Source organism: Streptomyces sp. NPDC059900, assembly GCF_050270335.1.
Taxonomy (GTDB): Bacteria; Actinomycetota; Actinomycetes; order Streptomycetales; family Streptomycetaceae; genus Streptomyces.
In genome coordinates this window covers 1-6,040 of the sequence record NZ_JBNNJZ010000501.1, presented here as the reverse complement: position 1 = coordinate 6,040, position 6,040 = coordinate 1, and the positions used below count along the sequence as shown (strand labels likewise).

Sequence of the window (6,040 nt, the reverse complement as noted above, 5' to 3'; positions counted from 1 at the left end):
CTGCGGATCTTCCGCGACCGGTCCTTCAGCCTCGTCAACTCGGCCAGCCTGCTGATGTTCGTGGGCCTGTACGGATCACTGTTCCTGCTGACCCAGCTCCTCCAGATGGTGATGGGCTACTCCCCGCTGGAGGCAGGCCTGCGCACCCTGCCGCTGTCGGCGATGCCCATCGCCGTGGCACCGCTCGCGGGTGCGCTCTCCGACAGGATCGGCAGCCGTCCCGTGGTCGCCATCGGCATGGCCTGCCAGACGACGGGCCTCGTCTGGCTCGCGGCGGCAATCGGCCCGGACAGCGGTTACGGGGTCCTGGTCACGCCGCTCGTCCTCATCGGCGTCGGCATGGCGCTCTTCTTCTCCCCGGTGGCCAGCCTCGTCATGAGCCGCGCCGCCCCCGCGGAGGAGGGCATCGCCTCGGGGGTCAACAACGCGCTGCGCCAGCTCGGCGGCGTACTGGGCGTGGCCCTGATGGGCGCGGTGTTCGCGGCACTGGGCGGCTACGGCTCGCCGCGGGATTTCACCGACGGCCTCGTGCCCGCGCTCTGGATCGGCGCCGCCGTACTGGCGGTCGCCTGCGCGCTCACCCTCGCCATCCCGCGCGGGCCCGCCCCCGTGGCGGCCCCGGCGGCCGGGCCCGACGAGGCCAACCGCCGTGTCGTACGGCGGCTGTTCGACGAAGTCCTGGACGGGCAGGACCTGTCGGCGATCGAGGAGATCTACCACCCCGACGCCGTCGACCACGCCCCGTTCCCCGGCGCGCCGGCCGGTCTTGAGGGGGTCCGCCACAGCATCACCGAGGTGCGCGGCGCCTACGTCGACCTCGCGTACCGCATCGAGGCGATCGAGAGCCGCGGCGAGACCGTGCACGTCACGGTCCACTTCCAGGGGCGGCCGACCAGGCGGCTGCTGAGCCAGCCCGGCACGAAGGGCGCGGTGCACACCGTCCAGGACCTCACCTTCCGCATCGCCGGAGGGCTGATCGCCGAGCGCTGGGCCGACCGCCCCGTTCCCTGCCCCGACCCGCTGAACTGCCACAACGGCCAGAACGGCCAGAACGGCCACAACGGCCAGAACACAGCACGTGACTTACCCCTGCACCCCGCTGCCCACGGAAAGGAATGACGACCGATGGCCACCGCACAGCACGCGATCATCGCCGGGGGAGGCATCGGCGGTCTCGCCGCCGCCGTCGCCCTGAACCAGGCCGGGATCAAGGCCACCGTCTACGAACGCGCCGAGGAACTGCGCGTGGGCGGGGCGGGACTCCACCTGTGGACCAACGCCATGCTGGCCCTGGAGAGCCTGGGTCTGACCGAGGGGGTGCGCGAGACCGCCCCGGTGCAGCAGTTCTGCGAATTCCGCACCTGGCGCGGCGGTCTGCTCGCCTCCTGGCCGGTGGGCGAGTTCGCGGACCGGTTCGGCCAGCCGACCGTGGCCATCGCCCGGTCGGCGCTGCACGAAGTCCTGCGGACAGGACTGACCGACACCACGATCCACACGGGTGTCGCGCTCGACGGATTCGACCAGGACGCCCGGGGAGTGACCGCGCGCTTCAGCGACGGCAGCACCGACCGCGCGGACCTGCTTGTCGGCGCCGACGGCGTCGGCTCTGCCGTCCGCGCGCAGCTCCTGGGCAACTCGCCGCCGCGCTACGCGGGTTGTGTCGCCTGGCGCGGCATCGCCGAACTCGGCCCGGACACGATCCCGGCGGGCAGCTTCCGCTCGATCTTCGGGCGCGGCACCCGTTTCGTCTACTACGACATCGCGCCGGGCCGGGTGCACTGGATGAGCGTGGAGAACGGCCCGGCGGGCGGCGCCGACGATCCCGGCGTACTGGAGACCATCGCCCGGCGCCACCTCGGCTGGGCCGACCCCGTCCAGCGGATCATCGCCGCGACGGACGAATCCACGGTGATCCGCAGCGACATCGTCGACCGTGCCCCCGACGCCAGTTGGGGCCAGGGGCGCGTGACGCTCCTGGGCGATGCCGCGCACCCCATGTCCTTCAACGTCGGACAGGGGGCCTGCCAGGCGATCGAGGACGCCGTGATCCTGGCCGAACGGCTGCGCGCGGACGAGACCGTGCCGGCCGCGCTGATGGCCTACGAGAAGGAGCGCAAGCCGCGTACGGCATCCATGCAGAAGGCCGCCCACCTTCTCGGGAAGCTCGGCTCCTGGTCGAATCCGGTCGCCGTCGGCGCCCGTCAGGTCCTGATGCGGGCCGGGTGGGAGAGGGGTGCGTTCAAGGCCATCGAGGCCGACGCCCGCTACGGCACACGCTGGGCCTCCGCGGCCACGTCACCCGCGGTGTGACGGAAGCGTTCGTATGGAACGGTGTGGCATACGTTGAGAATTGACGGAAGCGGTCCTCCGGATCCCACGGGGGACCGCACATTTTTTTGCGTGTGATTTACCTCGCGAAAGGATGCTCGATCTCTGTGCCGAGCACCCCTTCTGCGATAATCCGTACAACAGCTCCAATCCAGAAGGTGCTCAGGGCTTGCGAAATTGCGAATAATTCACGCCACGGGGGATTACGGATGAATATCGCATTCCAAGTGCTCGGGCCTGTTGAACTGCGTATAGATAGCCAGCAGATCGATCTGGGCCCGGCACGCCAGCGTAGTTTTCTTGCGGCTCTCCTCATAGAGCCCCAGCAACCCGTTTCCATCAACACACTCATCGACCGCGTCTGGGCCGGTCATCCGCCTGACGGCGTCCGCAGCGTCGTGTACACGTACATCGCGCGACTGCGCCGCATCCTCGCGTCGGCCAAACCCGAGGGCGGCCACCCCATCCGGCTCCTTCGCGACTCGTCCGGCTACCGCCTCGACGTCACGCCCGCACACGTGGACCTGCACCGGTTTCGGGGCTGCCTCGCCCGCGCCCGCGCCATGGATCCGCACGATCCGCGGCGCTGTCACGTCCTGGGCGAGGCGCTCGAACTGTGGAAGGGCGAGGCGCTCGCCGGCCTCGACAACGCCTGGGCCACCCGGCTCAGGCACAGCCTCCAGCAGCTCAAGAACGACGCCCTGGCCGAATGGGCCGAGGCCGAGCTGCACGCGGGGCGCAGCGCGACCGTCATCTCCGAGCTGCGGTATGCCCTGTTGCAGGAGCCGCTCGCCGAACTCCTGCACGAGCAGCTGATCCGGGCCCTGCTGCACTCGGGGCAGCGGGCGGAGGCCCTGAGCCAGTACGAGCGGGCGCGCCGCGTCATCGCGGACGAGCTCGGCTCCGATCCCGGCCACGGGCTGCGGGAGCTGCACCGCCAGGCGCTCGCCGGGACGCTGCCCGCGCCGCCGGAATCGGTCCATGCCCGCGCGGAGGCCGTGGCCGCCCCGCCGCACGGCGCCGAGGAGGAACACGGCGCGCGCCCGCGGGAGACGGCGGCGCCCGGGCCCAGCCTGCTTCCGGGGAACGTCGCCGACATCTCGGGACGCGAGAAGTACCGCGAACTGATTCACCGGGCGTGCACCGAGGAGCGGTCACGGCCGACGCTCCTCGTGCTCGTCGGGGGAGCGGGGGTGGGCAAATCGGCCCTCGCGGTGAACGTGGCGCGCGGGATGGGCGCGCACTATCCGGACGGCACGCTCCTGGTCGACCTGCGGGGCAGCGGCGACCGGCCGCTGAGCGGCACCACGGCGGTCCTGCGCGTGCTGCGGGCCATGGGGGCCGAGCCCGGCGAGGGCCGTGACCTCGACGAACTGGTGACACTCTATCAGTGCAGGCTGCGCGGCAGAAGGATGCTGCTCGTCCTGGACGACGCCGCGGACGACGGGCAGATCCTGCCCCTCCTCTCGAACGAGCCGGGCTGCGGCGTCCTGGTGACCAGCCGCAGGCCGTCGCTGCGTCCCGTCGGCGCCCGCGTCCTGCCGGTGGGCCCGCTGTCGTACGAGGACGGCCTCCAGCTGCTCCGGGACCTGCTGGGAGAGCAGCGTGTCAGGGCCGAACCGGCGGCCGCCCGCGAGCTGGTGGAGCTGTGCGAGGGGCTGCCGCTGCCGTTGCGCGCGGTCAGCAACCGCCTCCTCGCGCGTCCGCACTGGTCGCTGCGGATCACGGTGGAGCGTGCGCTCGACGAGGAACGGAGGCTGGACACGCTCTCCTACGGGTCGCTGGACTTCGGGGCGCGGCTCACCAGCGTGTACCGCCAGCTGACCCCCATGGCGTCGGCCGTCCTCGCGCGCCTGGGCACCCGTCCGGCCTCGGATTCGGTGTCCGCCGAACAGATCATGTCCGGCCTCTCCGTGGAGGAGGCGCAGGAGGTGCTCGAACAACTCGTGGACGCCCATCTCCTGGACGTCGCGGGAGTGGATTCACACGGCACCGTTCACTACCGCATCCGCGGGCTTCGCTGGTTATTCGCCCGGAAAATGGCGGAGCGGGAAGAGAGCTGCGCTCCTGCCGGACGCTGATCCCGGAACGAAAACGGAACTATTTCCTCCCCGACCCCGGTCTGCGGACAGCCGCAGGCCGGGGTTCCTTCTGCTCTTTTCCAGATCCTCCGGAACCCTTCAAGGTGCCCTCAAGATTCCCTCCCGGGTGGGCGGCCGAAGGTGGGTGAGCGGGCCGAAAAAGCCGTACGGCCCCTTGGTACCGGAAATGCAGAAAGACAGGAGGGCAGATGTCATTCACGATTCCCGTGCCCGGCGTCCTCGAGGAAGAGGCGGCCCGGCGCGACCCGGCCGCCGAACCCCCGCATACCGGCTCGGCGCTCGCCATGTTCCCGGGCCAGGGTTCGCAGCGGCCCGGCATGGCACAGCACCTCCTCGCGCGGTATCCGGACACCGCGGGACGGGTGCTGCGGGAGGCGGGCCGCGCACTCGGGGCGCCGCTCGCCGAGATCTGCGTGTCCGGCACCGCGGAGCAACTGGCACAGACGCAGATCACCCAGCCCGCGGTCCTCGCGGTCGGCCTCGCCACGTACGAAGTCCTGCGCCGGGAGCACGGGTTCACGCCCGCCGCCGTCGCGGGCCACAGCCTGGGCGAGTACACGGCGCTGGTCGCCGCGGGAGTGCTCGCCCCCGAGGACGCCGTACGCCTCGTCCTGCGCCGCAGCGCGCTGATGGCCGAGGTCGGCAAGCGCGTCCCCGGTGCCATGAGCGCCGTCGTCGGTCTGAGCTCCGCCCGGGTCGAGGCGCTGTGCCGGGAGGGGGACATCCCCGGAGTCGTGGAGGTCGCCAACTACAACGAGGAGTGGCAGACCGTGATCTCCGGCGAACTCGCCGCGGTCACCGAAGCCGGCCGCAGGGCGGGGGAGGCGGGCGCCGAGCGCGTGGTGCCGCTGCGCGTCGGCGCGCCCTTCCACTGCTCCCTGATGCGGGAGATCGAGCCGGAGTTCGCCGCCGCCCTCGACCGCTGCTCCTTCGCCGACCCGATCATCCCGGTCCTCAGCTCCGTGACCGGCACATGGGTGCGCAGCGGCGCGCAGGCACGCCGACTGCTGCGCGCCCAGCTCGCGGGACCCGTGCGCTGGCTCGACGTACTGCACACGGCACGCGCCGCCGGACTCGGCCCGTACGTCGAGACGGGACCCGGCCGGGTGCTCAACGGCTTCGCCCGGCACACCGTCCCGGAGGCCACCGTGCGCAGCACGAACGACGCCCGGCACATCACCGCCCTGCTGCGCGCGGGCGCGCACTGACCCCGCCCGGACCACCCGCGGCACCACACGGACACACCACCACCGCACGTCACACGCAAACCGAGAGGAACACCATGACCACCACCGCGCTGCCCCCCGCCGTCCAGGAAGCGATCGCCGACGCGCTCGGCATCGAGGAGGCGGAGGTCCTTCCCGGGGCAACTCTCCTCGGCGACCTGGGCGCCGAGTCCATCGACCTCCTGGACATCCTGTTCCGCATCGAGCGGGCCGGCGGCGGCAAGGTCACGGTCGCCGACATCGGCGACCTGCTCCAGGGCGGCATCCCCGACGAGGAGTTCGGCGACGAGAACGAAGTCGTCAACGACACCGGCCTGAGCCACCTGGAGCGGGTCCTCCCGCAGTTCGACCGCACGCGGCTCACCGAGCCGCTCACCGCGGACG

The 6,040-nt window shown here is 71.4% G+C and carries 5 protein-coding genes; all 5 read left to right on the top strand.

The window, feature by feature from the left end; translation table 11 throughout:
• On the top strand, window positions 1-1,119 hold a 1,119-nt coding region (locus tag ACQKIP_RS37335), incomplete at its 5' end, for an MFS transporter (protein ID WP_427745155.1).
• Between the two features lie 6 nt (window positions 1,120-1,125).
• Window positions 1,126-2,310 carry an FAD-dependent monooxygenase gene (locus ACQKIP_RS37330; RefSeq protein ID WP_365863158.1) on the top strand — a complete coding sequence of 395 codons (1,185 nt, stop codon included), beginning with the start codon at window positions 1,126-1,128 and terminating at the stop codon, window positions 2,308-2,310.
• 227 nt (window positions 2,311-2,537) lie between these two features.
• Window positions 2,538-4,409 carry an AfsR/SARP family transcriptional regulator gene (locus ACQKIP_RS37325; RefSeq protein ID WP_365863160.1) on the top strand — a complete coding sequence of 624 codons (1,872 nt, stop codon included), beginning with the start codon at window positions 2,538-2,540 and terminating at the stop codon, window positions 4,407-4,409.
• 209 nt (window positions 4,410-4,618) lie between these two features.
• Window positions 4,619-5,638 (top strand): ACP S-malonyltransferase, encoded by a 1,020-nt coding sequence (gene fabD / locus ACQKIP_RS37320; protein ID WP_365863162.1) that lies wholly within the window; start codon window positions 4,619-4,621, stop codon window positions 5,636-5,638.
• A gap of 74 nt (window positions 5,639-5,712) precedes the next feature.
• The coding region (locus ACQKIP_RS37315) for an acyl carrier protein (RefSeq protein ID WP_427745154.1) at window positions 5,713-6,040 on the top strand (328 nt) is incomplete at its 3' end.

Bases quoted from the DNA above. Each gene is read 5' to 3' on its own strand.
- fabD (WP_365863162.1), top strand. From the start codon at position 4,619: ATGTCATTCACGATTCCCGTGCCCGGCGTCCTCGAGGAAGAGGCGGCC.
- ACQKIP_RS37330 (WP_365863158.1), top strand. From the start codon at position 1,126: ATGGCCACCGCACAGCACGCGATCATCGCCGGGGGAGGCATCGGCGGT.
- ACQKIP_RS37325 (WP_365863160.1), top strand. From the start codon at position 2,538: ATGAATATCGCATTCCAAGTGCTCGGGCCTGTTGAACTGCGTATAGAT.